This is a genomic window from Sporosarcina saromensis (assembly GCF_054901285.1).
On the sequence record NZ_CM142738.1, the window covers coordinates 2,109,989 to 2,136,066 of the forward strand.

At 41.0% G+C, this 26,078-nt stretch carries 27 protein-coding genes; 18 read left to right on the plus strand and 9 right to left on the minus strand.

Annotation, left to right across the window (positions count from 1 at the left end; all coding sequences use genetic code 11):
* Both relB and ACVHUV_RS10615 read right to left on the minus strand, forming a co-directional pair.
* A complete protein-coding gene (gene relB, locus ACVHUV_RS10610; RefSeq protein WP_317941953.1) occupies window positions 1–543 on the minus strand; it encodes a type II toxin-antitoxin system RelB family anti-toxin in 543 nt (180 codons plus the stop codon).
* 148 nt (window positions 544–691) lie between these two features.
* Entirely contained in the window at window positions 692–2,149 is a 1,458-nt protein-coding gene (locus ACVHUV_RS10615) for a hypothetical protein (protein ID WP_462084593.1), read from the minus strand.
* A gap of 447 nt (window positions 2,150–2,596) precedes the next feature.
* Here ACVHUV_RS10615 and ACVHUV_RS10620 point away from each other — a divergent pair, with 447 nt between their 5' ends.
* The 3 genes from ACVHUV_RS10620 to ACVHUV_RS10630 all read left to right on the plus strand — a co-directional run bounded on the left by ACVHUV_RS10620 (window position 2,597) and on the right by ACVHUV_RS10630 (window position 4,482).
* The gene (locus ACVHUV_RS10620; protein WP_317941799.1) at window positions 2,597–3,139 is read left to right on the plus strand and encodes a peroxiredoxin; all 543 of its coding nucleotides are present in this window, start codon (window positions 2,597–2,599) and stop codon (window positions 3,137–3,139) included.
* A gap of 86 nt (window positions 3,140–3,225) precedes the next feature.
* A complete protein-coding gene (locus ACVHUV_RS10625) occupies window positions 3,226–3,675 on the plus strand; it encodes a TlpA family protein disulfide reductase (RefSeq protein ID WP_317941798.1) in 450 nt (149 codons plus the stop codon).
* A 147-nt stretch (window positions 3,676–3,822) separates the two neighbouring features.
* Entirely contained in the window at window positions 3,823–4,482 is a 660-nt protein-coding gene (locus tag ACVHUV_RS10630) for a potassium channel family protein (protein ID WP_317941797.1), read from the plus strand.
* Window positions 4,483–4,593: 111 nt separating this feature from the next.
* Here the strand turns inward: ACVHUV_RS10630 and rnjA are convergent, their stop codons facing one another.
* The 3 genes from rnjA to def form a co-directional block, all read right to left on the minus strand.
* Window positions 4,594–6,261 carry a ribonuclease J1 gene (gene rnjA, locus ACVHUV_RS10635; protein ID WP_317941796.1) on the minus strand — a complete coding sequence of 556 codons (1,668 nt, stop codon included), beginning with the start codon at window positions 6,259–6,261 and terminating at the stop codon, window positions 4,594–4,596.
* Window positions 6,262–6,266: 5 nt separating this feature from the next.
* Entirely contained in the window at window positions 6,267–6,476 is a 210-nt protein-coding gene (rpoY, locus tag ACVHUV_RS10640; RefSeq protein WP_317941795.1) for a DNA-directed RNA polymerase subunit epsilon, read from the minus strand.
* Between the two features lie 265 nt (window positions 6,477–6,741).
* Window positions 6,742–7,299: a peptide deformylase gene (gene def / locus ACVHUV_RS10645; RefSeq protein WP_371389822.1), complete on the minus strand. Its 558-nt coding sequence runs from the start codon at window positions 7,297–7,299 to the stop codon at window positions 6,742–6,744.
* 133 nt (window positions 7,300–7,432) lie between these two features.
* Here def and ACVHUV_RS10650 point away from each other — a divergent pair, with 133 nt between their 5' ends.
* The 8 genes from ACVHUV_RS10650 to ACVHUV_RS10685 all read left to right on the plus strand — a co-directional run bounded on the left by ACVHUV_RS10650 (window position 7,433) and on the right by ACVHUV_RS10685 (window position 15,594).
* Window positions 7,433–8,074, plus strand: a complete 642-nt coding sequence (locus ACVHUV_RS10650; protein ID WP_371389823.1) for a YkyA family protein — start codon at window positions 7,433–7,435, stop codon at window positions 8,072–8,074.
* A gap of 259 nt (window positions 8,075–8,333) precedes the next feature.
* Window positions 8,334–9,449 carry a pyruvate dehydrogenase (acetyl-transferring) E1 component subunit alpha gene (gene pdhA / locus ACVHUV_RS10655; protein WP_317941792.1) on the plus strand — a complete coding sequence of 372 codons (1,116 nt, stop codon included), beginning with the start codon at window positions 8,334–8,336 and terminating at the stop codon, window positions 9,447–9,449.
* A gap of 3 nt (window positions 9,450–9,452) precedes the next feature.
* Entirely contained in the window at window positions 9,453–10,430 is a 978-nt protein-coding gene (locus tag ACVHUV_RS10660; RefSeq protein ID WP_317941791.1) for an alpha-ketoacid dehydrogenase subunit beta, read from the plus strand.
* 39 nt (window positions 10,431–10,469) lie between these two features.
* Window positions 10,470–11,810 carry a dihydrolipoamide acetyltransferase family protein gene (locus tag ACVHUV_RS10665; protein WP_371389824.1) on the plus strand — a complete coding sequence of 447 codons (1,341 nt, stop codon included), beginning with the start codon at window positions 10,470–10,472 and terminating at the stop codon, window positions 11,808–11,810.
* 4 nt (window positions 11,811–11,814) lie between these two features.
* A complete protein-coding gene (lpdA, locus tag ACVHUV_RS10670) occupies window positions 11,815–13,227 on the plus strand; it encodes a dihydrolipoyl dehydrogenase (RefSeq protein WP_317941789.1) in 1,413 nt (470 codons plus the stop codon).
* Between the two features lie 223 nt (window positions 13,228–13,450).
* Window positions 13,451–14,314, plus strand: a complete 864-nt coding sequence (locus ACVHUV_RS10675; RefSeq protein ID WP_371389825.1) for a polysaccharide deacetylase family protein — start codon at window positions 13,451–13,453, stop codon at window positions 14,312–14,314.
* Between the two features lie 32 nt (window positions 14,315–14,346).
* Window positions 14,347–15,303: an NAD(P)H-dependent flavin oxidoreductase gene (locus ACVHUV_RS10680; protein WP_462084594.1), complete on the plus strand. Its 957-nt coding sequence runs from the start codon at window positions 14,347–14,349 to the stop codon at window positions 15,301–15,303.
* Between the two features lie 18 nt (window positions 15,304–15,321).
* Complete coding sequence (locus ACVHUV_RS10685) at window positions 15,322–15,594, plus strand: UPF0223 family protein (protein ID WP_317941786.1); 273 nt, start codon at window positions 15,322–15,324, stop codon at window positions 15,592–15,594.
* Window positions 15,595–15,656: 62 nt separating this feature from the next.
* Here the strand turns inward: ACVHUV_RS10685 and ACVHUV_RS10690 are convergent, their stop codons facing one another.
* On the minus strand, window positions 15,657–16,289 hold the full coding sequence (locus ACVHUV_RS10690) for a YktB family protein (protein WP_462084595.1): 633 nt from the start codon (window positions 16,287–16,289) through the stop codon (window positions 15,657–15,659).
* A gap of 158 nt (window positions 16,290–16,447) precedes the next feature.
* Here ACVHUV_RS10690 and ACVHUV_RS10695 point away from each other — a divergent pair, with 158 nt between their 5' ends.
* A complete protein-coding gene (locus ACVHUV_RS10695; protein WP_462084596.1) occupies window positions 16,448–16,645 on the plus strand; it encodes a YkzI domain-containing protein in 198 nt (65 codons plus the stop codon).
* 135 nt (window positions 16,646–16,780) lie between these two features.
* Entirely contained in the window at window positions 16,781–17,572 is a 792-nt protein-coding gene (locus ACVHUV_RS10700) for an inositol monophosphatase family protein (protein ID WP_462084597.1), read from the plus strand.
* A 40-nt stretch (window positions 17,573–17,612) separates the two neighbouring features.
* Here the strand turns inward: ACVHUV_RS10700 and ACVHUV_RS10705 are convergent, their stop codons facing one another.
* Window positions 17,613–17,798, minus strand: a complete 186-nt coding sequence (locus ACVHUV_RS10705; protein WP_317941782.1) for a YlaF family protein — start codon at window positions 17,796–17,798, stop codon at window positions 17,613–17,615.
* 96 nt (window positions 17,799–17,894) lie between these two features.
* On the opposite strand from ACVHUV_RS10705, the gene typA reads away from it, so the two are divergent.
* A complete protein-coding gene (gene typA / locus ACVHUV_RS10710) occupies window positions 17,895–19,736 on the plus strand; it encodes a translational GTPase TypA (RefSeq protein ID WP_317941781.1) in 1,842 nt (613 codons plus the stop codon).
* Window positions 19,737–19,802: 66 nt separating this feature from the next.
* Window positions 19,803–20,135, plus strand: coding sequence for a YlaH-like family protein (locus ACVHUV_RS10715; protein ID WP_317941780.1), 333 nt, complete (start codon window positions 19,803–19,805; stop codon window positions 20,133–20,135).
* Window positions 20,136–20,165: 30 nt separating this feature from the next.
* On the opposite strand, the gene ACVHUV_RS10720 is transcribed toward ACVHUV_RS10715, so the two are convergent.
* Both ACVHUV_RS10720 and ACVHUV_RS10725 read right to left on the minus strand, forming a co-directional pair.
* Window positions 20,166–20,369 carry a YlaI family protein gene (locus tag ACVHUV_RS10720; RefSeq protein WP_317941779.1) on the minus strand — a complete coding sequence of 68 codons (204 nt, stop codon included), beginning with the start codon at window positions 20,367–20,369 and terminating at the stop codon, window positions 20,166–20,168.
* Between the two features lie 32 nt (window positions 20,370–20,401).
* A complete protein-coding gene (locus tag ACVHUV_RS10725) occupies window positions 20,402–20,902 on the minus strand; it encodes a peptidyl-prolyl cis-trans isomerase (RefSeq protein ID WP_462084598.1) in 501 nt (166 codons plus the stop codon).
* Window positions 20,903–21,093: 191 nt separating this feature from the next.
* On the opposite strand from ACVHUV_RS10725, the gene ACVHUV_RS10730 reads away from it, so the two are divergent.
* The 3 genes from ACVHUV_RS10730 to pyc all read left to right on the plus strand — a co-directional run bounded on the left by ACVHUV_RS10730 (window position 21,094) and on the right by pyc (window position 26,065).
* Complete coding sequence (locus ACVHUV_RS10730) at window positions 21,094–21,375, plus strand: Fpa/YlaN family protein (RefSeq protein ID WP_317941777.1); 282 nt, start codon at window positions 21,094–21,096, stop codon at window positions 21,373–21,375.
* A gap of 61 nt (window positions 21,376–21,436) precedes the next feature.
* Window positions 21,437–22,603, plus strand: coding sequence for an FtsW/RodA/SpoVE family cell cycle protein (locus ACVHUV_RS10735; protein WP_462084599.1), 1,167 nt, complete (start codon window positions 21,437–21,439; stop codon window positions 22,601–22,603).
* Between the two features lie 24 nt (window positions 22,604–22,627).
* Window positions 22,628–26,065 carry a pyruvate carboxylase gene (pyc, locus tag ACVHUV_RS10740; protein WP_462086896.1) on the plus strand — a complete coding sequence of 1,146 codons (3,438 nt, stop codon included), beginning with the start codon at window positions 22,628–22,630 and terminating at the stop codon, window positions 26,063–26,065.
* Window positions 26,066–26,078 lie beyond the last annotated feature (13 nt).

The following is a 26,078-nucleotide window of genomic DNA, read 5'->3' on the forward strand; positions in this document are numbered from 1 at the left end:
TCATAAATAAGATTCTGTAGCGACGAGTAACAGTTCACTTGGCCCGTCATGTGCATTGAAAATCCGATGATGATCCGACGCATCATAATAGACTGAGTCGCCTCTGTTGGCCGTATATGTACGTTTTCCCAATTCAATTTCCACTTTACCTGTCAATACATAAATGAATGTTTCTGCTGAAGAGGGTTCAAATTGCTTAAATTCTCCGTTCGATGAAAAAGTGATATGGACAGGCTCCATTTCGTTTTCATTCGAGCGGGGCACTAGCCAACGTATTTTATAGCGGAGTTCATCATTGACATAGGTTGTTTGATCGTGAGGTGAGTAGACCACTTTCAGGTTTTTCTTCGGATCTTCAAAGAATTCTTTCGGAGTTGTTCCGAGGACTTCCAATAAGGAGAACAATGTTTCAATGGAAGGAGAGGTAACTTCCCTTTCCAATTGTGAGATGTAACCTTTCGTCAAGTCCGTCCGTTCACCTAACTCTTCTTGCGTTAATCCTTTTTTAAGACGAAGTCTCTTGATTTTACTCCCTATTTGCATGGATAACATTCCTTCCTCCAAAAACGGAGTTTAGTAATACTGTACTTTTAGTTTACTATAAACCTTTCTTATTATACAAAAAAACGATTGGAAATCAAGGGTTCCAATGAAAAAAGCTGAAATCCATTTTCAGGACTTCAGCGAAGTGTTATTCATCATCTAAGGAATGTCGCATACTACGCCATTTTTGGCGAAGAATTCTTCCGAAAGTATAAAAAATCAAATAGCCAGACAGGGCAATTCCAGCAAGAGCAGTGATAAGAGAAATCCATTCAAACACCGTATAGGTAGTGAATTTTTTCCAGCCTGAAGGTGACTCCCAATCTGCAATAACTAGATTCATGCCGTAAATGCCAGATACCACCGTGAAAATTGTCAAAATGAATAACAATGTATTAACACGATTTGCTTGGCTATTCTCTTGGCTTTTATATAATTCTTGTAAAGTACTGCTCACTTCGTTGTACAAGCGTTCAATCGAGAATGCTTCTCTGAATAGACGTGACAACTCCTTGCCTTCGCTTCGTGTACTCACTACTTTAAAGTAGTACCAAGAAGAAAATAATGTAATAAGTTTTATCAATGAACGGACGTACTGCTCATCTTTTTTCCACTCGATTTCACTATATTCGAACGACACACGAAGGAGCATGATTTTGTAATAGTAATGAAGGAGCATGTTGTAATAATGTGTACCCATATAATGGGACAATTCAGTAGACAGTTGCTGAATGGGCCGGTTAGAAATCGTTGCAAATGCATGATCAGTTGCAACGATAAACAAGTTGGGTCCCCAACGGTCATGTAATGAAGTTGAGAGAGAGCGCTGCATGTAATTTGGATTTGTTGTTGCAATAAAAGGTTCACCGGCTGGAGTTTTGCCATTTAAACTGCCAAGTCGAAACAAATCTGTATCAGTCAGCTCACGGCCTTCTTCAGTAATCATGAACGTTGTGACGAACATCCTCTCATCTTCAATGTAAGGCAATGAACCAAAGTATCCTCTTAGTCTATCATTTTGTATAACAATGTCTTTTAGGTAAGGGCTTAAACACGTAAAAATGAAATCGTGCATGGATTGCTTCGTATTTTCAGTAGTAATGATATGTGAACCTTTATTTTCATCCAAATTTGACTCGACTGCTCGGAAATGTTGAAGAAAATCGAGTACATCAGAGTATTCGTAGGTATCGGTCAATTCAAGTCGTATCGATAAAAAACCAATACCAAATGGTGCTAATACAATATCAGTACTATGAATGATGAACGAATAAAGGTCAGAGCGAATTTGAAATTGGTACTCCTTTTGTTGGCATTTGCTGAAGCGATGAAACCCTTTGGACTGAATGGAAGTAGGGAAAAGTTTATGCTCGATATATGGATAAAAATATTGTTCCAGTTCTGTTTCTTCCACAACAATCGATTCTCCGTAATAAGAAGGATTCTCTCGCTTTTTCTCATCTCGCAAGCAAAAATATGCATACTGATTTTGTTCCAGCAACTTTGCTACTTCTTTTTTCTTTCCCGATTCGTAACTAAAAGGTAACATAAAAGTTACATGTGTTTGTAAAATAGGTAATTTCCGCTTGATATCAAGTTGCGACAATAAAATCCCTCCTTGTAGAGGTATTCGGATAGAGTGGGCATTACAAAAATACTTCCCGTTAAATATGTAGGTTTAAACATTTTTAGGGTTTTCTTTGAATGGGTTTGTGTTGGGGAGGGGCATGAAGGGTATGGTGCGAAGGGGTAGGTTGCGATCCATATTGGGGGATACCACATACTTTCATTATAATGATCACTCCGTTAATAATGAGAACAACAAAACCATGATTGAGAGAGGAAATTGCAACCAAACGTATAGAAGTTGAGGAAATTGCACAGTATGAACACGTTTATTGAGGAATGAAATGACGTTTTCTACTGTATAAACAATAATGATTATTATCTTCGAGCTATTATAATTGAAATCATATTGTAGATTTGGTATTCTGAATAAGGATTGTTCAGCACTACGAAAAACTGAACGAAGAACTATTGGAGGGATTTATTCATGGTAGAACGTATGGTAGGTAAACAAGCTCCTGATTTTACAATGGAAGCAGTATTAGCGGACAAGTCATTTGGAAAAGTTAGCTTGCAAGAAAACATGAAGAATGACAAGTGGACAGTTCTTTTCTTCTATCCAATGGATTTCACTTTTGTATGTCCAACTGAAATTACAGCGATGTCTGATCGCTATGACGAGTTCGAAGATTTAGATGCAGAAGTAATTGGTGTATCTACAGATACAATCCACACGCACCTTGCTTGGATTAACACGGACCGTAAAGACAATGGTCTTGAGCAATTGAAATATCCATTAGCTGCAGATACAAACCACGAAGTATCACGTAACTATGGCGTTTTGATCGAAGACGAAGGGATTGCATTGCGTGGTCTTTTCATCATCAACCCTGAAGGTGAATTGCAATACCAAACTGTGTTCCACAACAACATCGGTAGAGATGTGGATGAAACATTACGTGTACTTCAAGCGCTTCAAACAGGTGGACTTTGCCCTGCGAACTGGAGACCGGGTCAAAAAACTCTATAATGTTGTAAACAATTGCTTACATCCAAATTTGATCCCCACGCATACTATAGGCAGTGGGGATCTTTTAAACCGGAGGAGATTTGACGATGAAATTACGTGAACAAATGCCTGAATTAACAGGTGCGACAACTTGGCTCAATGGGCAAGTTGAAAAAGCGGATTTAGTAGGGGAAAAGCCTACCCTCATTCATTTTTGGTCAATCAGTTGCCACTTGTGCAAAGAAGCGATGCCGGATGTGAATAATTTCCGGGATGAGTATAAAGATGAGTTGAACGTCATCGCTGTTCATATGCCACGTTCAGAAGACGATGTGGACTTGGACCAAATTAAAGAAGTTGCAGCGGAGCATGATATTACACAACCGATTTTTGTTGATAGCGATTTAAAATTGACGGACGCTTTTGACAACCAGTATGTCCCGGCTTACTATGTTTTTGATAAAGATGGGCAGTTACGTCATTTCCAAGCTGGTGGAAGTGGCATGAAAATGCTTGAAAAACGTGTGAACCGTGTATTGGATGAAATGCGAAAATAAGTACAATACAAAAACGACGGCCATTTTACGGTCGTCGTTTTTGTGTACGAAATAGGAGGATGACATGCTAATAGTAGACTGTAATTGTGGGCTTCTCCTAGGTATGATACACTAATTTCATCCATCAATCGGATTGGAGCGAGCAAAATGAAAAAAGAATTTGTCGTCATTGGATTAGGAAGGTTCGGAGGCAGCATTGTTAACGAACTCGTAGAATTAGATGCGGAGGTAATGGCCATCGATATTTCTCCGGATCGCGTAGAGGAATATGCACAAATTGCAACAACGGCAGTGTCCGCTGACACGACGGACGAGTCCGCGTTACGTTCGTTAGGGATTCGGAATTTTGAGCATGTTGTCGTTGCAATTGGAGAAAACATTCAAGCGAGTATTTTGACGACGTTAATATTAAAAGAGATTGGTGTCAAACATATTACTGTAAAAGCCCAAAATGATTATCATGAAAAGGTATTACGTAAAATCGGTGCCGATCAAGTAGTCCATCCTGAACGGGACATGGGGAAGAGAATTGCGAATAATATGGTGTCCAATAATATCCTCGATTATCTTGAATTGTCAGATGAATATTCGATCGTGGAAATAAGAGCTAATGAAAAACTAGCAGGTTCCACGTTAATTGACTTGGATATACGAGCAAAATATGGTGTCAATATTGTAGCAATTAAGCGGCACACCCAAATACTAGTTTCTCCACAGGCGATTGAAGAAATTGAGCTGAATGATATTCTGATTGTCATCGGTTCTGATGTGGATATCCATCGTTTTGAAAAGAAAGCACTGCATTGACAGTTGCTTAAGCTCAAATGATCATTCATAATCGAAAAGCCATCTGCAACCGTGTTTACAGAACTCGGTTGCAGATGGCTTTTCTTATTGTGTAGCCTGTGCCTTATTGCATTATACTTCCATGACAACAGGCATTATCATTGGTTTACGTTTTGTTTGGTCGTATAAGAAAGGGGACAATATATCGATAATGTCACTTTTCATAGACCCAGCATCAAATGGAGTGTTTGATAATTGTTTCTGTAACTCTTTCGCAAGTAAATTTTGGGCTTCATTGATCATCATGCCGGATTCTCGCATGTACACAAAACCGCGAGAGATGATATCTGGTCCTGAGACAACTTTGTTGCGTTTTTTATCAACAGTAGCCACGACGATGACAAGTCCGTCCTCTGAGAGGATTTTACGGTCACGTAACACTACGCTCCCGATATCGCCAATACCGCTTCCGTCAATATAAATATCACCCGACGGCACTTTGCCTGCAATGCGAGCGGAGTTTTCGGTTAATGCGAGAACGTCCCCGTTACTCATGATGAAGTTATTTTCAGGTTCAACATCACAGCTGATCGCAAGTTCTTTATGCATCGTCAACATCCGGTATTCTCCGTGAATTGGCATAAAGTATTTCGGTTTAATCAAGCGGAGCATTAACTTCTGTTCTTCTTGAGAACCGTGACCGGAAGTGTGGATGTTATTTAGTGCGCCGTGAATGACTTCTGCGCCTGCACGGAATAGGGCGTTGATTGTTTTGTTGACACTTAATGTGTTTCCAGGAATCGGTGAAGACGAGAAGATGACCGTATCACCAGGTTGGATTTGTACTTGGCGGTGAGTGCCGTTAGCAATTCGGGATAACGCAGCCATCGGTTCACCTTGGCTACCTGTACAAAGAATCATCACCTCGTTCGCAGGTAAGCGATTGAGCGATTGTGTATCGACGAATAAGTCTTTCGGTGCGTTAATGTAACCAAGTTCTCGACCAATTGTGATGGCATTGTCCATGCTACGCCCAAATACAGCGATTTTTCTTCCGTATTTTTCAGCAGCTTCAATCACTTGTTGAAGTCGATGGATGTTGGAAGCAAAGGTAGCGAAGATTATTCTGCCATCTACTTTTCGGAAGATTTCATTCAAACTGTCGCCGACTTTTCTTTCAGACATTGTAAAATTTGGGACTTCCGCATTTGTACTATCTGATAACAAGCATAAGACGCCTTCACTTCCGACTTTGGCCATCTTTGCTAAGTTTGCAGGTTCGCCTACAGGAGTGAAATCGAATTTGAAGTCACCTGTGTGAACGATGTTTCCTGATGGTGTTTTGACGACGATTCCAAATGCATCCGGGATACTATGTGTAGTACGGAAAAATGAAATCGAAGTTTTTCGGAACTTAATAATATCTTCTTCTTTAATTTCAATCATTTTTGTCGTGCGGAGTAAGCCGTGCTCCTCGAGTTTGTTACGCAGAAGGCCTAACGCTAATTTCCCCCCATAAACGGGGACGTTGATTTTCCGTAACAAGTACGGAATCCCGCCAATATGATCTTCGTGTCCATGTGTGATGAATAAACCTTTGATTTTATCCATATTCCGTTCTAAGTACGTATAGTCAGGAATAACATAGTCGATTCCGAGAAGATCGTCTTCTGGAAATTTGATACCGGCATCAATGAGAATAATTTCGTCTTGGAATTGCACACAATACGTATTTTTGCCGATTTCACCAAGTCCGCCTAAAGCGAAAACAGCTGTTTCATTGTTCTTGATCAATTTCATAGTGCTCAGACCTGTTCAAGCTCAAAATGTGAAGATGCTTGCTCGTATTCGAGATGTGGACCTTCAAGGAGCTGGATAAGTTCAATGTTATAATTGCGGTCTTTTAGTTTTTCGCGGACGGATTTTTCTGAATCAGCTTCTACATAAACGTGCTTCGTATTTTCGCGAATCGGAACTTGAGTAGCGTTTTCTTGGAAATATACTTTGTAAATCATGGTAAACTCTCCTTTTTACGTTCGTTTGGAATCATTCTCTTCATATTAGCATGTCGGATGCGTAAAATAAAGAAAAGCCCACCAAATGACTTGGTAGGCGTGAATTTATGCAATTGTCTTTCTACCGAGTATGCCGTTGAGCCGCTTTAACAATTTGCGTTTTAGGCGCTTGTACATGGGCATATCACTCCTTACAACCAGTATAGCGTTAATTGAATTCTCTGTCAAGTTGTTTTTTTGTAGGAGAACGGGTTTGTTGTTCAGTTCAATTCCTCTCAAAAGGAATAGCGTTAGGAATGTCCCGGAAAGGTGCTGCCTGGTCGATATGGTCATAAAACATGACACCATTCAAATGATCCAGTTCGTGTTGGAAAGCAATTGCGTGTAAGCCTTTCAATCGCATTGTATATTCTTGGCCATCTGGATTGAACGCTTTAATGGTAATTCTTGCGTATCGTGGGACATATCCTTCTACATCGCGATCTACGGATAGGCAACCTTCTCCAGATGTCAAGTAAGTCATTTCCACCGAATGGCTGATGATTTTAGGATTAATTGCAACGATGCTTAATGGTTTTTTTCCCTCTTCAACAATGTGTAGGGCAAATACGCGTTTAGAAACATTTACTTGAGGAGCTGCTAGCCCGATGCCTGGGCGCAATCCGTATTGAATGCTTAATTCTTCATCTTGACTGTTAATGATATATTCTAGCAATTCATGACATAATTTTTTATCTTCATCACTTAACGGGAAGGTGACTTCCGTAGCTACTGTCCTTAACGCTGGATGCCCTTCACGGACGATATCTTTCATTTCGATCATTTTTATTCTCCTTCTTACTCGTATTTCTGTTATCGTATTATAATCCAAGAAGAAAAGGGTATAAAGAGTTTTGTACATGCTTGAAATAAACACTTACTAACGATATAGTGAAAAACAGATTGGAGGAAAGACTATGAATAAAAAAATCTTTAGTATAATTGCGGTTAGCGTAATGGCCTTATCCGCTTGTAGCATTGGTTCTTCCACGGAGTCCCAACTCTCTGAAACTCTAACAAAAATGAATGATTCTGAAGCGCAATATCGCAGTTCCCAAAGTACTTTAACGGAGTTAGAGCAAAGTGAACAAAAAACGTTCACCGAAACGATGGAACTAACAAAAGAAGATGTAGATCAGTTACGTAATAAAGTAGCTGAGCTTGAGAAGTCTATTGAAGATAGATTAGCACAGCTAAAGGAAGAAGAAGCTGCAATGCATGAAGCAAAGGGTTTCGTTACAGAACTGGAGTCCATTGCAGAAAAAGCATCTGAAGCTGAAAAGAAAAAAATTGAGGAACTTAATCGTGCTGTACAAGACCGCTACGACTTACATGATCAATTCATTGAAGCATACAGAGCACTCTCCTCTCAACAAAAAGAATTTTATGCATTGCTCGTGAAAGAAAATGTAGAGTTAGCGGATTTAAAAGAAAAAGTTAAAGAAGTGAATGAGCAAAACGAAGTCGTCAAAGACGTGATAGCAAAGTTCAATGAAGCAACAAAGATTGTTAATGATCTTAAACAAGACGTTTTTTCGAGTTTAGAAAAAGAAGAATAAAGGAATTATGAAAAGTGGAGACCGAGCATCTTCACTTTTTTTAATGGCATTTTTTAAAAATCTATTATAATACAGTTTTGATATTGTAGTAGTACAGTTTAGTCGGAATGAATGTATCTCACTTATGATTATGCTGGCCAATCCTACTAAATACAATGATTGACCAATTTGTCTCTCTTCAGTATACTGAGTAAGGAAGAGATTGTATCATTATTGAAAGTGATAGAACATAATACAGATATAAAGGAGAGTTGCCGATATGGCTGCGAAAAAAGACAAGCAGTTTGATCCGGTGGAAACGCTTCATTCTATTGAAGATCAGTTTGAAATGTTCCAGATCTTGAATGAAGAAGGCGAAATTGTAAACAAGGAAGCCGATCCGAATTTATCAGATGAAGAGCTAACAGAATTAATGACGCGTATGGTGTATACGAGAATCTTAGACCAACGTTCAATTTCCTTAAACAGACAAGGACGTCTAGGTTTCTATGCGCCAACTGCAGGGCAAGAAGCGTCACAGCTTGCCTCTCACTTTGCGCTTGAGAAAGAAGATTTTATTCTTCCAGGATACCGTGATGTACCGCAAATCGTTTTTCATGGTTTACCATTACATATGGCATTCCTATGGTCACGAGGACATTATCAAGGAAGCATTATTCCGGAAGGTTTGAACATTTTCATGCCTCAAATCATCATTGGAGCGCAATACATCCAAGCTGCTGGAGTTGCACTCGGATTCCAAAAACGTGGCATTAAAGCGGTTGCAATGACGTATACAGGTGATGGCGGTACTTCACAAGGTGATTTCTATGAGGGGATCAACTTTGCAGGAGCTTACCGTTCTCCGGCAATCTTTGTCATTCAAAACAACCAATATGCAATTTCCACACCTAGAGAGCTACAAACAGCTGCGAAAACGCTTGCACAAAAAGGGATTGCAGCTGGTATTCCGAGTATTCTCGTAGATGGAATGGATGCATTAGCAGTATATGCTGCTACGCGCGACGCTAGAAAACGTGCCATTAACGGAGAAGGTCCGACGCTGATCGAAGCGATGACTTACCGATATGGTCCACATACAATGGCTGGAGATGACCCGACACGTTATCGTACATCTGAAACGGATAACGAGTGGGAAAAACGCGATCCGTTAATTCGTTTCCGTAAATACCTTGAGGCTAAAGGCATTTGGTCGGAAGAGAAAGAAAACGCTGTGATTGAACGCGCCAAAGAAGAAATCAAGGAAGCGATCAAAAAGGCGGATGCCGCTCCTAAACAGAAAGTGACAGATTTCATTAACATTATGTATAAGGGCGACCTTCCATACAACTTACAAGAACAATATGACATTTATAAAGAGAAGGAGTCGAAGTAACCGATGGCACAAATGACGATGATTCAAGCGATTACCGATGCAATGCGCACGGAGCTTAAAAATGATGAAAACGTCCTCGTCTTCGGTGAAGACGTTGGCGCAAACGGTGGTGTGTTCCGCGCTACTGAAGGTCTACAAAAAGAATTTGGTGTAGATCGAGTATTCGATACACCATTAGCTGAATCAGGTATTGGTGGGTTAGCGATCGGTCTATCATTGACTGGATTCCGACCTGTTATGGAAATTCAGTTCTTTGGCTTCCTCTATGAAGTGATTGACTCCATTAGTGGTCAGTTGGCTCGTCAATCTTTCCGTAGCGGCGGACATTATAATGCTCCTGTAACAATCCGTTCTCCATTTGGTGGGGGTGTTGCGACGCCTGAAATGCATGCTGATAGTTTCGAAGGGCTTGTTGCTTCTCAACCTGGGTTGAAAGTGGTCATTCCTTCAACACCTTACGATGCAAAAGGATTGCTAATTTCGGCAATTAAAGATGAGAATCCAGTAGTTTTCTTGGAGCATATGAAATTGTATCGTTCATTCAGACAAGAAGTGCCTGAAGAGGAATATACGATTCCACTTGGTAAGGCGGATGTGAAGCGTGAAGGTACAGACCTATCAATTATCACATACGGTGCGATGGTACACGAAAGTTTGAAAGCTGCTGAAGCACTTGAAAAAGACGGCTATTCTGTTGAAGTTGTCGATTTACGTACTATTCAACCATTGGATATTGAGACGATTATCGGTTCTGTTGAAAAAACAAATCGCGCAATCGTTGTGCAAGAAGCACAAAAACAAGCGGGTATTGCTGCAAACGTCGTATCTGAAATTACAGAGCGTGCGATTTTAAGTTTGGAAGCACCTGTTTTACGTGTAGCGGCGCCTGATACAGTATATCCGTTCGCGCAAGGGGAAAACGCGTGGTTGCCAAATGCAAACGATATTATTGAAACAGCTAAAAAAGTACTGACATTCTAATACAGAGTCTTGCTCTGACAAAAAGAAAGGGTGAATCTTGTGGCATATGAATTCCGTTTGCCAGATATCGGAGAAGGGATTCACGAAGGTGAAGTTGTAAAGTGGTTTGTTGCCAAAGGCGATAAAATCAATGAAGACGACACGCTTCTTGAAATTCAAAACGATAAAGCAGTGGTGGAAATCCCATCCCCTGTTACAGGCACAGTAGAAGAAATCCTTGTGGGAGAAGGTAAAGTGGCGGTAGTAGGCGATGTCCTCATCCGTTTCGATGCACCAGGATACGAAAGCCATTCTGACTCTGAGGAAGGTGCAGAGAAAACTGAAGAACAAGTGCAATCTTCAGCTGAGGCTGGCCAAGAACTCGATAAGAAACAACAGGAGAAAGAACAATCCGAGACAAAGCAATCCTCTGCTAACACGAAAGAGTCAGTTGTATCAAAAACAACTCGGGTAATTGCGATGCCATCCGTCCGTAAGTTTGCACGTGAAAACGATGTTGACATTCATGAGGTGGAAGGAACAGGCAAGAACGGCCGTGTGTTAAAAGAAGATGTTGAAGCGTTCGTGAATGGTGATCAAAAGCCGGCAACGTCAACTTCTTCAACTGAACAAGTTGCGCGTGCAGAAGAAGCAGCACCTAAGACAGAGTCGGCTGCTCCTGTACAACTTGAAGGCGATTTCCCTGAAACACGTGAGAAGATGTCTGGTATTCGAAAAGCGATTGCAAAAGCAATGGTGAATTCAAAACATACTGCACCACACGTGACATTGTTAGATGAAATTGATGTAACGGATCTTGTCGCACATCGTAAAAAGTTCAAAGAAATCGCTGCTGAAAAGGATATCAAGCTGACGTATCTTCCATACGTTGTCAAAGCGCTTGTTTCCACATTGCGTGAGTTCCCACAATTAAATACATCTCTTGACGATGAAAAAGAGGAAATCATCCAGAAGCATTATTACAACATCGGTATTGCAGCTGATACGGACCGCGGATTACTCGTACCTGTTATTAAACACGCGGATCGAAAATCTGTATTTGCGATTTCTGAAGAGATTAATACATTAGCAGTGAAAGCGCGCGATGGTAAATTAAGCCCTGCAGAAATGAAGGGTGCATCATGTTCCATCACGAATATTGGCTCTGCAGGTGGCCAATGGTTCACGCCGATTATTAACCATCCAGAAGTTGCGATTTTAGGAATCGGCCGTATCTCTGAAAAACCGGTCGTAAAAAATGGTGAAATTGTAGCTGCACCTATGTTAGCATTATCATTGGTATTCGATCATCGAGTAATTGATGGTGCTACAGGTCAACAAGCATTGAACCATCTTAAGAAATTGCTCGGTAATCCAGAACTTTTATTAATGGAGGCGTAAGCAAATGGTAGTAGGAGACTTTCCGATTGAAGTGGACACACTCGTTGTAGGTTCAGGCCCCGGAGGATATGTAGCAGCAATTCGGGCTGCACAGTTGGGTCAGAAAGTAACAATCGTTGAAAAAGACACACTAGGTGGCGTATGTCTGAACGTAGGTTGTATCCCTTCCAAAGCATTGATTTCAGTAGGACACCGTTACGCATCCGCGAAGGATTCTGACGATATGGGAATTACAGCAACCGATGTGAAATTGGATTTTTCGAAAGCTCAAGCTTTTAAAGATGGTGTGGTCAAGAAATTGACTGGTGGCGTAGAAGGCTTATTAAAAGGCAATAAAGTTGATATTGTTAAAGGTGAAGCGTATTTCGTCGATGCGAATACGGTGAAAGTTATGGATGAAAAGTCTTCTCAAACATACAAGTTTAACAATGCAATTATTGCAACAGGTTCACGTCCAGTAGAAATTCCATCTTTCAAGTACTCTAAACGTGTTATCAATTCTACAGGTGCTCTGAATTTAGAAGAAGTTCCTGGACATTTAGTTGTCATCGGTGGTGGTTACATCGGAACTGAGCTAGGTTCTGCGTATGCAAATCTAGGTTCCAAAGTAACGATTATCGAAGGAGCAGATGATATTCTTGCTGGCTTTGAAAAGCAAATGACGCAAATCGTTAAAAAAGGATTGAAGAAAAAAGGTGTCGATGTAGTAGTGAAAGCTTCTGCAAAAGGCGTTGAAGAATCCGATAACGGTGTTGTTGTCACTTACGAAGCAAAAGGTGAAGAGCAAAAAGTTGAAGCGGATTATGTACTTGTTACAGTTGGTCGCCGTCCGAATACGGATGAAATTGGTCTAGAAGGTCTAGGTGTTAAGTTCCTTGATCGTGGGTTGATTGATGTGGATAAACAATGCCGTACAAGTGTATCAAACATCTTTGCGATCGGTGATATCGTATCTGGTCCACAACTTGCGCATAAAGCATCTTATGAAGCGAAAGTGGCTGCAGAAGCAATTTCTGGAGAAAAATCAGAAGTGGATTATTTGGCAATCCCAGCTGTATGTTTCACGGATCCAGAACTTGCAACTGTTGGTTTAAACGAACAGCAGGCAAAAGATGAAGGTTTTGATGTCGTAGCAGGCAAATTCCCGTTTGCAGCAAACGGCCGTGCGCTTGCATTAAATGCGACAGATGGCTTTGTAAAGCTTGTCTCTCGTAAAGAAGATGGATTGCTGTTAGGTGCACAAATTGTCGGTGAAAACGCGTCTGACATGATTGCTGAACTAGGTTTGGCAATCGAGGCAGGTATGACACTTGAGGATATCGCTATGACAATCCATGCGCATCCAACATTAGGCGAAATTTCAATGGAAGCTGCTGAAGTTGCGCTAGGTAAACCCGTTCATATGATTACAAAATAATAGGTTTGAAAAAGAGGCGTCCGGAGATGATTATCCCGGACGTCTTTTATGTAGCTCGTAGATTTGTGAAGACTTTATGTGTATTACTAGAAATCGTTTTGCAATGTAACGAACTCTTGTTGTGCAATTACTTTCCAAGTAATATGCTTTCGTTTGTTTGATACGTCTATTGGGTACATGTTAGTATGAATTTACTCAGCTAGAGAAAGAGGAGATGGGATTTATGAAATTGAAAGTAGTATACATAATGTTCGTGCTTTTGTTTGTACTCGCTGCTTGCAGCGCTCAAAGTGAAACGGATGAGCAAGCAGACAATGGACAGGAAGTACAGCAAGACAATTCCGTTGATGAGGAACAAGCTGGAGATGAAGCTAGCAAAGTGGATGAGGACCAGGCGAGTGAGACAGATGACGAAGTGAAAGAAGGAGCAGAATTAGAACCTCCGGCAGAACCTCTGTATAAAATTAATCCGACAAACTATTCAATTGAACCAATCAGTGAGGCAGATCCGAAAGTTGTGTTGTTGACAATTGATGATGCACCGGACAAGCGTGCGCTAGACATGGCGAAGACATTGAAGAGGTTGGATGCACCTGCCATCTTCTTTGTAAACGGGCATTTCATTGAGACTGATGAAAAAAGAGCAATCCTTAAAGAAATCTATGAGATGGGCTTTGTAATTGGCAACCATACGAAAACCCATGCGAATTTGAAGTCACTTACGGAAGAGGAGCAACGTGAGGAAATACTATCAGTTAGCAATACTGTAGAGGAAGTAACTGGAGAACGGCCGAAGTTTTTCCGTGCGCCATTTGGGGTGAATACAGATTTCAGCAGGTCACTTGCTGAACAAGAAGGGATGCAATTGATGAATTGGTCGTATGGCTACGATTTTGTAAAAGAGTACATGACGAAAGAGAAAATTGCAGATATTATGGTGAACACTGAACTGTTGAGCAATGGTTCGAACTTATTAATGCATGATAGGGAATGGACGGCTGATGCATTAGAAGAAATTGTGAATGGTTTGCGAGAAAAAGGATATGAATTTGTCGATCCGAAGTCTATCCAAGGATATGCAGATTAATTCATTAAATGATTGAATGGGGGAATGGGGTTATGGAATGGAACACAAAAGTAACTGAACTGCTTGGGATTAAGTATCCGATCATTCAGGGTGGTTTGGCGTATCTTGCATATGCGGAGTTGGCTGCAGCGGTTTCTGAAGCAGGAGGATTAGGGCAAATCACTGCAATGAGCTTACCGTCTCCGGATGCTTTGCGTATGGAAATTCGCAAAGTAAAGGCGCTGACAACAAAGCCTTTTGGTGTGAATTTTGCAATTGGGCAACATGGTAGACCCTATGAACATCTCTTAGACGTAGCGATAGAAGAGAAGGTTGAAGTGTTGTCTGTGACAGGGGGAAATCCTGCGCCATTCTTTGACTATGTGAAAGATGCATCCGTCAAAAAGCTGGTACTTGTGGCTTCAAAGAGGCAAGCGGTAAAAGCTGAATCACTTGGAGCGGACGCAGTCATGGTTGTTGGCCAAGAAGGTGGAGGGCATTTAGGTAGGGACGATGTTGGCACGATAGTTCTTGTACCGCAAGTCGTTGATGCTGTTAACATTCCAGTCATTGCTTCAGGTGGGATTGGGGATGGACGTGGTTGGATGGCTGCTCATGCACTTGGAGCTGAAGGAATTGAGATGGGTACAAGATTCATCGCTACAAAGGAGTGTGTTCATGCTTCAAAAGCGTACCAAGATGCTTTACTCAAAGCAGACGAGACAAGTACAGTGGTTATTAAGCGATCGCTTGGAGCACCTGCACGAGCATTAGCAGGTGTTTGGACTGAAAAGATTCTCTCAATGGAATTAGAGCATGCGGATTATGCCCAACTTAAAAACTTTATTAGTGGAGAGGCAAATAGACGATTCATACATGAAGGAAGTTCAAATGAAGGATTTGGGTGGTCAGGTCAAGTAGCTGGAATGATCACGGATGTCCCGTCAGTCGAAGATTTATTTAAGCGGATGGTGAATGAAGCAGAAAGCATTCGTCGAAAATGGTTGTAAGAGAGGTGTAGGTGAAAGATGGAGTATAATTATCCGATTCGTCATGATTGGTCGACTGAAGAGATTATAGATGTCGTCGCATTCTTTCAAGCGGTAGAGAAGGCGTATGAAACAAAAATTGAACGAAAGCAGTTTATGGAAGCGTACCGCGCATTCAAGAATGTAGTTCCTTCAATGGCCGAGGAAAAGACATTATGTAAGGAATTTGAAGAGGCAAGTGGATTTGTTTGCTATCGAATCGTGAAAAATGCAAAGGATGCATCGGACGGTGACATGATTCAAGCGAGATAGTGAGTAAAATAGGTGGAAGGTGGACGTAACGTGATCCACCTTCCATTTTCTATTGTGCATTCTTATTTTAGTTTTGCAGTCATAATATCGTATAGAGGTAGAAGATCATGAATGGTCTTCTCAGCCATACGAAAGAATTCCTCTTCTGTAAAGCCCGTCGTTATTTCTCTTGACAAATGCCTTCCAAGGACAAGCTCGGCTTTCTTGACAGTTTTTAAACGCTCCAACATCCCTTCAAGTTCCTCACGATCCATGTTAGCGAGTATTGTTGCATCAGGCTTCATATGATCACCGGAAATTACGTACTGCTCAGGCAAAGACGTGAGCATGTCCAGGTTAGAGGTGAGGCGTTCTGAAATTCCTTTTTTGTCTGGATTTTCATAAATGACTGCTAAGATGATAAATAGGTGTGTTTCCCATAGGCCTACTTGAAAATGTGGTAACGCCTTATATCCACGTTTCGCAGGAGCAAAAGCAACCCAACTGTCTTTTGGAGGATTAACCGTCCTTCGTGCGTGTTTTGCAATGTGGGGGAAAAACTCACCCTTGCCGTGAGCAGACAAGTAGCTGGTAAGACGTTCGCCAATAACGGCAAACTTTGGCTGTATAGTCTGTTGCAAAGCGTCCATCCTATTTTCTAATCCATCAATCGTGAATACATCAAAATCTTTTGAATCCCAAAATCGTTCTTTCAAATTCAATCCCTCATTTCATTCTATACGTTTATCGTAACAGAAAATGGGGAACAATTTAATACAAGAAGGCTTATAACTAACCAAAGCGGAACTAGCCGCATACGTTAGAAGTAAGTAAATGCATCGTTGAACGATATTCTAATAAAGGGGTGTTACGTATGAAACAGGTCGTCCATATTATCCGAAAAGCGGAAATTGAAAAAGAGTATGTGAAGTTGCTTCAACTTGAATTGGATTATGAGTTAGCAACGTTATATGATGCCATGCAACAAGATGATGGAAAACAAATTGATAAAAGTAAAGTAAGACTCACGGAAATCCATAGTGAGCTGGAGACATTCAATGCTTTTGCATAAACAAGCACTACTGTTCCATTATTTGCTCCTCTACTGACCTCTCGCAATACAGGGGGGACAGTGTGAGGGGCATTTTGTTTGTCGTAAAGTATTTGTGTTATACTTAGATAATACGCAAGTAGTTGGGGTGATGGAATGAATTGGGGAACAATCGATAAATATGCAAAATCATTGATTAAGGAAGCAGGTCACAAAATCCGTATGTCCTTCTTTTCTTCGATTGATATTGATTCGAAAGCGGATGCGAACGATTTGGTGACAAACATTGACCGACAAATTGAACAGTTTTTCATTCAACGGATTCAGCGAGACTTTCCTGGGCACCGGATTTTAGGGGAAGAAGGTTTTGGCGACGAAATCACCTCCCTAGATGGTGTCGTTTGGATGCTTGATCCTATTGACGGTACGATGAATTTTATTCATCAGAAAAGAAATTTTGCAATTTCTCTTGGTATCTATGCAGATGGAATCGGTATGTTAGGTTATATTTATGATGTGATGAATGACGATTTTTATCACGCGGCTTTAGGCGAAGGTGCGTATTATAATGATGAAAAACTGCCGATTCTTGAGAACACACCGCTCGAAAATGCGATAATTGGCGTTAACGCAAGTTGGGTCGCTCCCAATCGTCGGATTGAAAACGAACCGATAGCGAAAATGGTACATACATGCAGAGGAACACGGTCATACGGTTCGGCTGCGATTGAATTAGCTTATGTTTCATCCGGTAGAATTGATGCATACATGTCACTGCGCCTGTCCCCATGGGATATAGCAGGAGGGATGGTGATTGCTCAAGAAGTTGGAGCAATTGCAACAAATATGCTGGGGGATAAGCCTGAATTACTTGGACAAGATACGTTTCTTGTTGCGAAACCAGGCTTACATGAAACGATTTTAAGCAACTACATTCGATTGAAATAAAAAAGGGGACTGCTAAACGCATGCAGTCTCCTTTTGCAAATTATAGTAAGCCTTTTTCGCGCATCTTCTTTTTCGTTTTAAAGCCGTTCCCCATTACGAAAATAAGTGCTAGCATAGCAATGAGGGCAACGGGAATACTACGCATGGCAACAGCAATTCCAATACCACACATCGCTAAAACTGCCGCAATAGAATAGATGACAAAAACCCATTTGATATTCTTCAAAATGTAACCTCTTTCGAAATAAATGTTTTTTTATACTGTTCCCATGTGCTATAATAACACAGTTAATCATCTGATAAAAGATAACGGAGTGAAAATATGACAAACACACGTAGCGATTTACGAAATATAGCAATTATTGCCCACGTTGACCACGGAAAAACAACATTAGTCGATCAACTATTGAAACAATCAGGTATTTTCCGTTCTAATGAACATGTGGAAGAACGCGCAATGGATTCTAATGATCTTGAACGTGAACGAGGTATTACAATTTTAGCAAAGAACACGGGTATCGAGTATAAAGGTACAAAAATCAACATCCTTGACACACCAGGACACGCTGATTTTGGTGGAGAAGTGGAACGGATCTTACGAATGGTCGATGGTGTTATCCTTGTCGTCGACTCCTTTGAGGGATGTATGCCGCAAACACGTTTCGTGCTGAAAAAAGCATTGGAAACGAATTTGAAACCGATTGTTGTTGTAAATAAAATTGACCGTGAATTTGGCCGCCCCGAAGAAGTAGTTGACGAAGTACTCGAGTTGTTCATCGAGTTGGATGCGAATGACGAACAATTGGAATTCCCAGTCGTATACGCATCGGGCTTTAATGGTACTGCGAGCCTTTCACCAAACCCTGCTGATCAGGAAGAGACATTGGAAGTATTGTTTGATTCCATTATTGAAAATATTCCTGCTCCTATCGACAATCGTGAAGAACCTCTTCAATTCCAAGTATCGTTGTTGGATTACAATGACTACGTAGGACGTATTGGAATTGGTCGGGTATTCCGCGGTACGATGAAGGTAGGTCAGCAAGTTACAGTGCTCAAACGGGATGGTTCGACAAAGAACTATCGTGTAACAAAAATGTATGGATTTTTAGGGTTGAAACGAATTGAAATTCAAGAAGCTTATGCAGGAGATTTGATTGCCGTATCCGGTATGGAAAACATCGACGTCGGTGAAACGGTTTGTCCTGTTGATCACCTTGAAGCGCTACCGGAATTGCATATTGATGAGCCGACATTACAAATGACGTTCCTCGTCAATAACAGTCCTTTTGCTGGTAAGGAAGGTAAATGGGTAACGGCGCGAAAAATTGAGGAGCGTCTTGAACAGCAATTGCAAACGGACGTTTCATTACGTGTCGATCCGACAGATTCTCCGGATGCATGGGTCGTATCTGGTCGTGGTGAGCTTCATTTATCGATCTTAATCGAAAATATGCGTCGTGAAGGTTACGAACTTCAAGTTTCCAAACCTGAAGTAATTATCCGTACAATTGATGGAGTAAGATCTGAGCCAGTTGAACGTGTGCAGATTGATATTCCTGAAGAATATACAGGGGCAATCATTGAGTCAATCGGTGAGCGTAAAGGTGAAATGCTCGACATGATTAACAATGGTAACGGTCAAGTTCGATTAATATTCCTTGTACCTGCACGTGGACTTATCGGGTATTCGACAGATTTCTTAACGTTGACGCGCGGATATGGTATCATTAATCATACGTTCGATTCTTACAAACCGGTCGCGCCAGGTAAAGTCGGTGGACGACGCCACGGTGTGCTTGTCTCAATGGAAACGGGTACTGTTACTGCATACAGTGTCATGCAATTAGAAGACAGAGGCGTCATGTTTGTGGAAGCAGGAACTGATATTTATGCAGGTATGGTCGTTGGTGAGAATACACGTGACAATGACTTGACAATCAATTTGACAAAAGTGAAACACGCTACAAACGTACGGTCAGCGACAAAAGACCAAACGGTGTCGACGAAGAAACCTAGAATTCTTTCGTTAGAAGAAGCGTTGCAATACTTGGGTGACGATGAATACTGTGAAGTGACACCTACTTCCATCCGCTTACGTAAAAAGATTCTTGATAAGAACGAACGTGAACGTGTACAAAAGAAGAAAAAACTTGGTGAATGATGTAACTCATTAATGCTGTAAAATACAAATGCGTAAGATCGCTTTATTCAGAAGGGAATGTGCTATATGAATGGTACTATCGGGGATGCAGAAACAATCGAAGCGATGTCTCCTGTAGTTCGGATGATTTATGAATTGACTTCTTCATCCGTTACAGGAATCTTGCTGTTCGCGGTCATTTTCATCCTTTCGGCCATTGTATATAAGTTAGGATTCGCTAGGAAGATAAAGTTATGGCAGAATGTTGTCGTCTATAGTTTCCTTTTTGCTGGATGCATCATGTTGACGTTTTTTGCGATTTTCCTTCCGATTGTGGAAGGACTTCTAGTTGCAGCGCTCATATTGATTATTTACAGAGTTCGAAGGATGAATGAACACAAAGAAAACTCCGCTGTATAATGGCGGAGTTTTTTCTTTGTGTTTTATGCTTTAAAATTCGTTTTCAGCAGGATGCGAACTGCGGTGAAATGAAAATTTTCCGGTCGACAGACGAGAATGGGTTTGTTCCGAAATGCGTTCATTGCAGTTGTCGCACATATACGTATTAATCGGGTGATTCCTTAACTTTTTCGCGAGTGGATGATCATCGGGGAGTTTCCCGATTTCGTCACAAAGTACACACTTTACACGCAAATGACCAACTCCTTCTATTTGTCAAAAAATGCTCAGTGGATCGTAATCTCTTTAACATTGCGAATAGGCTGTTTCTGATTTGACCCATCCATGAAAAGCACATGTACGGGGCCATCATCGGTCAAAGGTTTTCCATCTTGACTAAATTTAAACAATAAATTTTTCGTTTCGGAAACAGGGAAACTATATTCTTCATCGTCTCCTGTTGAAAAAGTGATTGTGGTTGCATCTTCATTCGGTACTGCATTCTTTATAAAATGTTCAAGTTGTATGCCGAATGTGCCGGTCACCATTTTCTTTCTATCAAATTTTTTTTCTGTCTTCAATGTTGGAGGGAATGTTGCGCCTTCCATGATTTCTCTGGACCAATGTTTGCCCATTTCTTGCTTATATTCTTCATCTTCATCTTTTAAGGTCAGACCTTCAATGAAAAAAGATTGTAAGTCAATTTTTCGATCATCAAAAATCCAAACAGTTGGATCTAATGTTATAGAATGTTGTACGTTCCCTTTGATCGGAATAATTCGTTCCAATTTAATAGCCTCCTACAAACAAATATGTATCTTCTTCATTGTTATCTAGTATACCTCTTTGAAGGAAAAGTGAAAAGGTATTGAATTCACACTTGCGAATGAAGGGAAACACTTGCAATTTAGCTGCTCAAAAGATACAATTTATTCATAATCACCATAGTGGAATAAAAGGTGAATGGGGGCGTCCTCATATGGATATTGAACTACAAGAAACGTATCAAGAAAAAGCACTCTTGCAATTACAAGCCGATGCAGACAAAATTGCACAACTCATAAAAGTACAAATGGATCATTTAACGATGCCTCAATGTCCGTTATACGAGGAAGTGTTGGATACACAAATGTATGGATTATCGAGGGAAATCGATTTTGCTGTGAAGCTTGGCTTGATTGATCGAGCAAAAGGAAAAGAAATTCTTTCCTTGCTTGAAAAAGAGATGAATGTCTTGCATGAGCTATATACAGAAAAATAAACGAAGAACTCAAACTCATTAACGGTTTGAGTTTTTTATTTACTAAGAAGAGGTAATGACAATGGCAAACTACTTTAGAAAAATGATAAGGAATTTTGATTATCCGTTATTCCTTGTTTATGTAGGACTGTGTCTTTTTGGATTGGTCATGATTTATAGCGCCAGTATGGTCGTGGCGGTCAATCGTTATGACTATCCACCTGACTATTTTTATAAGCGACAATTGACCAACTTGGTCCTATCCTTTCCGGTCTTCCTAGCCGCGGCATTTTTTCCTTTCCAAAATTATAAACGGAAAAATTTAATGGTGTTATCGATTGTTGTTATGTTTACGTTATTGTTTCTCGTTCATTTCATCGGATTTGGTGGCGACGTTGGCTCGCAAAGCTGGATCAGATTACCGAAATTAGGTAGTATTCAGCCTTCGGAAGTAGCAAAGATTGTAATCATTATTTACTTTTCTAGTGTCTTTGCCAAGAAATATGAAGCCGGAACGCTCGACTCAATAAACAAATCAATTGGACCACCCGTGCTGATTCTTATGTTTGCGATATTGTCCATTATGAATGAAACAGATATTGGGACGTCACTCATCATTATTGCAACAGCAATTGCGGTAATTGCTGCAAGTGGAATAAAAGTAAGGACATTCATGAAGTTGAGTGGAATCTTGGCAGTTGCAATGGTCCCGATTGCGCTAATACTCTATTTTGGTTGGGATTCGATTATGAATGAGAGTAGACAAGGCCGTATTTTAGCATTCTTAAATCCTTTTGATTATTTACAAGGATCCGGTTACCAGATTGCTAACGGCTATATCGCAATTGGAGCAGGTGGTGTACAAGGATTAGGACTAGGGAACTCAATTCAAAAAATGGGGTATCTGCCTGAACCGCAAACGGATGTAATCATGGCAATTATATCTGAGGAGTTAGGCATTTTTGGAACAATTATTGTTATAGGTGGATTAGGCTTTATCGTCTTACGTGCCCTATCCATTGCAATGCGAACAAAAGACCCGCAAGCTCGTATGTTGGCAGCTGGGATTGGAAGTGTTATTGGAATTCAAACTTTTGTCAATCTTGGTGGATTAACGGGTCTTATCCCGCTCACAGGTGTGCCTTTGCCGTTTATTAGCTATGGCGGAACCTCTCTTATTCTGTTATCTTTATCTTTAGGAATATTGATGAATGTGTCAATGTTCACAAAATATCAAAAGAATAAGTAGATAAGGAGTGCATTAATGGTGGAAATGGGTCGTATTAAGAAAATTCTCGTGGCAAACCGCGGTGAAATTGCAATACGTATTTTTCGCGCATGTACTGAACTTAAGATTCCTACGGTCGGTATCTATTCAGCAGAAGATAGAGGTTCTTTCCACCGTTATAAAGCAGATGAGTCCTATCTCGTCGGTGAAGGGAAAAAACCGATAGATGCCTATTTGGATATTGAGGGAATCATTTCAATCGCCAAGGCAAGTGGTGCGAATGCGGTTCATCCAGGTTATGGATTTTTAGCAGAAAATGAGCAATTTGCTCGTAGGTTGGAAGAGGAAGGAATTATATTCATCGGCCCTACATCCAAACACCTTGACATGTTTGGTGATAAAGTCAAGGCGAGGCAGCAAGCGATCAACGCAGGGCTACCTGTCATTCCTGGCTCGGATGGACCAGTAAAGTCCGTTGAGGATGTGTCTGCGTTTGGTGAGACATACGGTTATCCAATTATCATTAAAGCTTCTTTAGGAGGCGGAGGAAGAGGGATGCGTATTGTCCACTCCTCTGACGAAGTGCTAGAGGCGTATGAACGAGCAAGATCTGAAGCGAAATCAGCTTTCGGCTCAGATGAAGTATATGTTGAAAAATACATTAACAAACCGAAGCATATTGAAGTGCAAATCCTAGGTGATACATACGGGAATGTCATTCATTTGTATGAACGGGACTGTTCCATTCAAAGACGTCACCAAAAAGTGGTGGAAATCGCGCCATCCATTTCACTAAATGAACATTTACGAAATGAGATATGCGAAGCTGCGGTTGCGTTAGCAAGGAATATTTCATACACAAATGCAGGAACGGTTGAATTCCTAGTTGCTGACGGAAAGTTTTATTTCATCGAGGTGAATCCTCGTATTCAAGTGGAACATACAATCACCGAGATGGTAACAGGTGTTGACATCGTACATGCGCAGATCCATATTGCAAATGGTGGTAATCTGCATGAAGGGGAAGCTGCAATTCCGTCGCAAAAAGAAATTCCGTTATTTGGGTATGCAATCCAGTCGAGGGTGACAACTGAAGACCCGTTGAATGATTTCATGCCGGATACAGGTAAATTAATGGTCTATCGATCAGGAGGAGGTTTCGGTGTCCGTCTAGATGCCGGAAATGGCTTCCAAGGAGCCGTCATTACGCCTTATTACGATTCGTTGCTTGTTAAAGTGTCGACGTGGGGCACTTCATTTAGAGATGCAGCTGCAAAAATGGATCGAAATTTACAGGAATTTCGTATTCGTGGAATTAAAACAAACATCCCGTTCCTAGAAAATGTCGTTCGCCATGAAAGTTTTTTAACAGGAAATTATGATACCGGTTTCATTGACACGACACCAGAACTTTTTGAGTTTCCTGTTAAAAAAGACAGAGGAACGAAAATACTGAACTATCTAGGTAATGTCACGGTAAATGGTTTTCCGGGTATCGGGAAACAAGCTAAGCCTGTTTTCCATCCTGCGAGAAAGCCTGAAGTAGACTTGCTAACACCGCCTCCAGCTGGAACGAAACAAATTCTTGATGAAAAAGGTGCCGACGGATTAATCCAATGGATAAAAGCACAGGATGATGTCCTTTTGACAGACACAACATTCAGGGATGCTCACCAATCACTACTAGCAACGAGGGTTCGTACATCAGATCTATCAAATATTGCTTCGGAATCGGCAACACTTATGCCGAACCTATTTTCATATGAAATGTGGGGAGGGGCAACATTTGACGTAGCTTACCGTTTTTTAAAGGAAGATCCTTGGGAAAGATTGTTGAAATTACGTGAACAAATACCAAATGTATTGTTCCAAATGTTGTTCCGAGGGGCGAATGCAGTTGGGTATTCAAACTATCCTGACAATGTCATTCGGGAGTTTGTCAAAACATCAGCAGAAAATGGTATAGATGTATTCCGGATCTTTGATAGTTTGAACTGGATCAAAGGAATGGAAGTGGCAATCGATGCAACCCGTCAAGCAGGTAAAGTTGCTGAAGCGGCCCTCTGTTATACGGGAGACATTTTAGATCCTTCTAGGGATAAATATACAGTAGAGTACTACAAAAAGATGGCGAAAGAGCTGGAAGCAACTGGTGCCCATATATTGGCGATCAAAGACATGGCTGGTCTGTTAAAGCCAGAAGCTGCGTATCGACTCATTTCAGAACTGAAAGCAACAGTCGACATTCCGATTCACCTTCATACCCATGATACGAGTGGAAATGGCATATACATGTATGCAAAAGCTATCGAAGCAGGAGTCGACATTGTCGATACTGCACTTGGAGCGATGGCGGGATTGACTTCGCAACCTTCCGCTAGTTCTTTGTATTACGCTTTGGAAAATGGCAAACGTCAAGTCCGTTCCGATGTTTCGTCGTTGGAAACACTGTCCCATTATTGGGAGGATGTCAGAAAGTACTATCAGCATTTTGAAAGTGGCATGAATAGCCCGCATTCGGAAATCTATGTTCATGAAATGCCGGGTGGCCAATATTCGAATTTGCAACAGCAAGCAAAAGCAGTAGGTCTCGGCGAGCGATGGGAAGAAGTCAAATCGATGTATTCCAGAGTTAACATGCTCTTTGGTGACGTTGTGAAAGTGACGCCTTCCTCCAAAGTCGTTGGTGATATGGCGTTGTTTATGGTTCAAAACGAATTAGATGAGCAATCCGTGATCACACGCGGCGAGACAATTGATTTTCCTGAATCGGTCATTGAGTTTTTTGAAGGGTATATTGGTCAACCATACGGTGGTTTTCCAAAGGAACTACAACAAGTGATTCTGAAAGGACGTCAACCGATTACTGTTCGTCCTGGTGAATTACTGGAGGATGTTGACTTTACAGGGCTCCTTCAGAAGACCGAGCAATTACTTGGTGAACCTTCGACGATGAAAGATGCATTAGCGTATGCGCTGTATCCGAAAGTCTTTGAGGAATATGCAACAATGAAAAAGGCATTCGGCAACATTTCTGTCATTAATACACCTGAGTTCCTATTCGGTATGCGCTTAGGCCAAGAGATTGAAGTTGAAATCGAAAAAGGTAAAACGCTTATCGTAAAACTCGTGTCGATTGGAGAACCTCAATCGGACGGAACGCGTATCATTTACTTTGAATTGAATGGACAACCTCGAGAAGTACTAATTCAAGACATGAGCGTTGAAACCGATGTTGTTCGAAAGCAAAAGGCTGACCCGGCAAATGATTCACATATTGCAGCAACAATGCCAGGAACTGTACTCAAGGTCGTTGTCTCTAAAGGTGCTAAAGTAAAGAGGGGAGAACACTTACTCATTACAGAAGCAATGAAAATGGAAACGACGATACAAGCCCCGTTTGATGGAGTTGTAAAAGAAATATACGTGCAAGCGGGTGAAGGGATTTCAACAGGAGACCTTCTCATTGAAATTGAACATTAAGAACAAAAGAAGC

Coding starts and splice junctions, on each gene's coding strand:
- relB (WP_317941953.1), bottom strand. CDS start 543: ATGCAAATAGGGAGTAAAATCAAGAGACTTCGTCTTAAAAAAGGATTA.
- ACVHUV_RS10620 (WP_317941799.1), top strand. CDS start 2,597: ATGGTAGAACGTATGGTAGGTAAACAAGCTCCTGATTTTACAATGGAA.
- ACVHUV_RS10625 (WP_317941798.1), top strand. CDS start 3,226: ATGAAATTACGTGAACAAATGCCTGAATTAACAGGTGCGACAACTTGG.
- ACVHUV_RS10630 (WP_317941797.1), top strand. CDS start 3,823: ATGAAAAAAGAATTTGTCGTCATTGGATTAGGAAGGTTCGGAGGCAGC.
- rnjA (WP_317941796.1), bottom strand. CDS start 6,261: ATGAAATTGATCAAGAACAATGAAACAGCTGTTTTCGCTTTAGGCGGA.
- rpoY (WP_317941795.1), bottom strand. CDS start 6,476: ATGATTTACAAAGTATATTTCCAAGAAAACGCTACTCAAGTTCCGATT.
- def (WP_371389822.1), bottom strand. CDS start 7,299: ATGATCGAAATGAAAGATATCGTCCGTGAAGGGCATCCAGCGTTAAGG.
- ACVHUV_RS10650 (WP_371389823.1), top strand. CDS start 7,433: ATGAATAAAAAAATCTTTAGTATAATTGCGGTTAGCGTAATGGCCTTA.
- pdhA (WP_317941792.1), top strand. CDS start 8,334: ATGGCTGCGAAAAAAGACAAGCAGTTTGATCCGGTGGAAACGCTTCAT.
- ACVHUV_RS10660 (WP_317941791.1), top strand. CDS start 9,453: ATGGCACAAATGACGATGATTCAAGCGATTACCGATGCAATGCGCACG.
- lpdA (WP_317941789.1), top strand. CDS start 11,815: ATGGTAGTAGGAGACTTTCCGATTGAAGTGGACACACTCGTTGTAGGT.
- ACVHUV_RS10675 (WP_371389825.1), top strand. CDS start 13,451: ATGAAATTGAAAGTAGTATACATAATGTTCGTGCTTTTGTTTGTACTC.
- ACVHUV_RS10680 (WP_462084594.1), top strand. CDS start 14,347: ATGGAATGGAACACAAAAGTAACTGAACTGCTTGGGATTAAGTATCCG.
- ACVHUV_RS10685 (WP_317941786.1), top strand. CDS start 15,322: ATGGAGTATAATTATCCGATTCGTCATGATTGGTCGACTGAAGAGATT.
- ACVHUV_RS10695 (WP_462084596.1), top strand. CDS start 16,448: ATGAAACAGGTCGTCCATATTATCCGAAAAGCGGAAATTGAAAAAGAG.
- ACVHUV_RS10700 (WP_462084597.1), top strand. CDS start 16,781: ATGAATTGGGGAACAATCGATAAATATGCAAAATCATTGATTAAGGAA.
- typA (WP_317941781.1), top strand. CDS start 17,895: ATGACAAACACACGTAGCGATTTACGAAATATAGCAATTATTGCCCAC.
- ACVHUV_RS10715 (WP_317941780.1), top strand. CDS start 19,803: ATGAATGGTACTATCGGGGATGCAGAAACAATCGAAGCGATGTCTCCT.
- ACVHUV_RS10730 (WP_317941777.1), top strand. CDS start 21,094: ATGGATATTGAACTACAAGAAACGTATCAAGAAAAAGCACTCTTGCAA.
- ACVHUV_RS10735 (WP_462084599.1), top strand. CDS start 21,437: ATGGCAAACTACTTTAGAAAAATGATAAGGAATTTTGATTATCCGTTA.
- pyc (WP_462086896.1), top strand. CDS start 22,628: ATGGGTCGTATTAAGAAAATTCTCGTGGCAAACCGCGGTGAAATTGCA.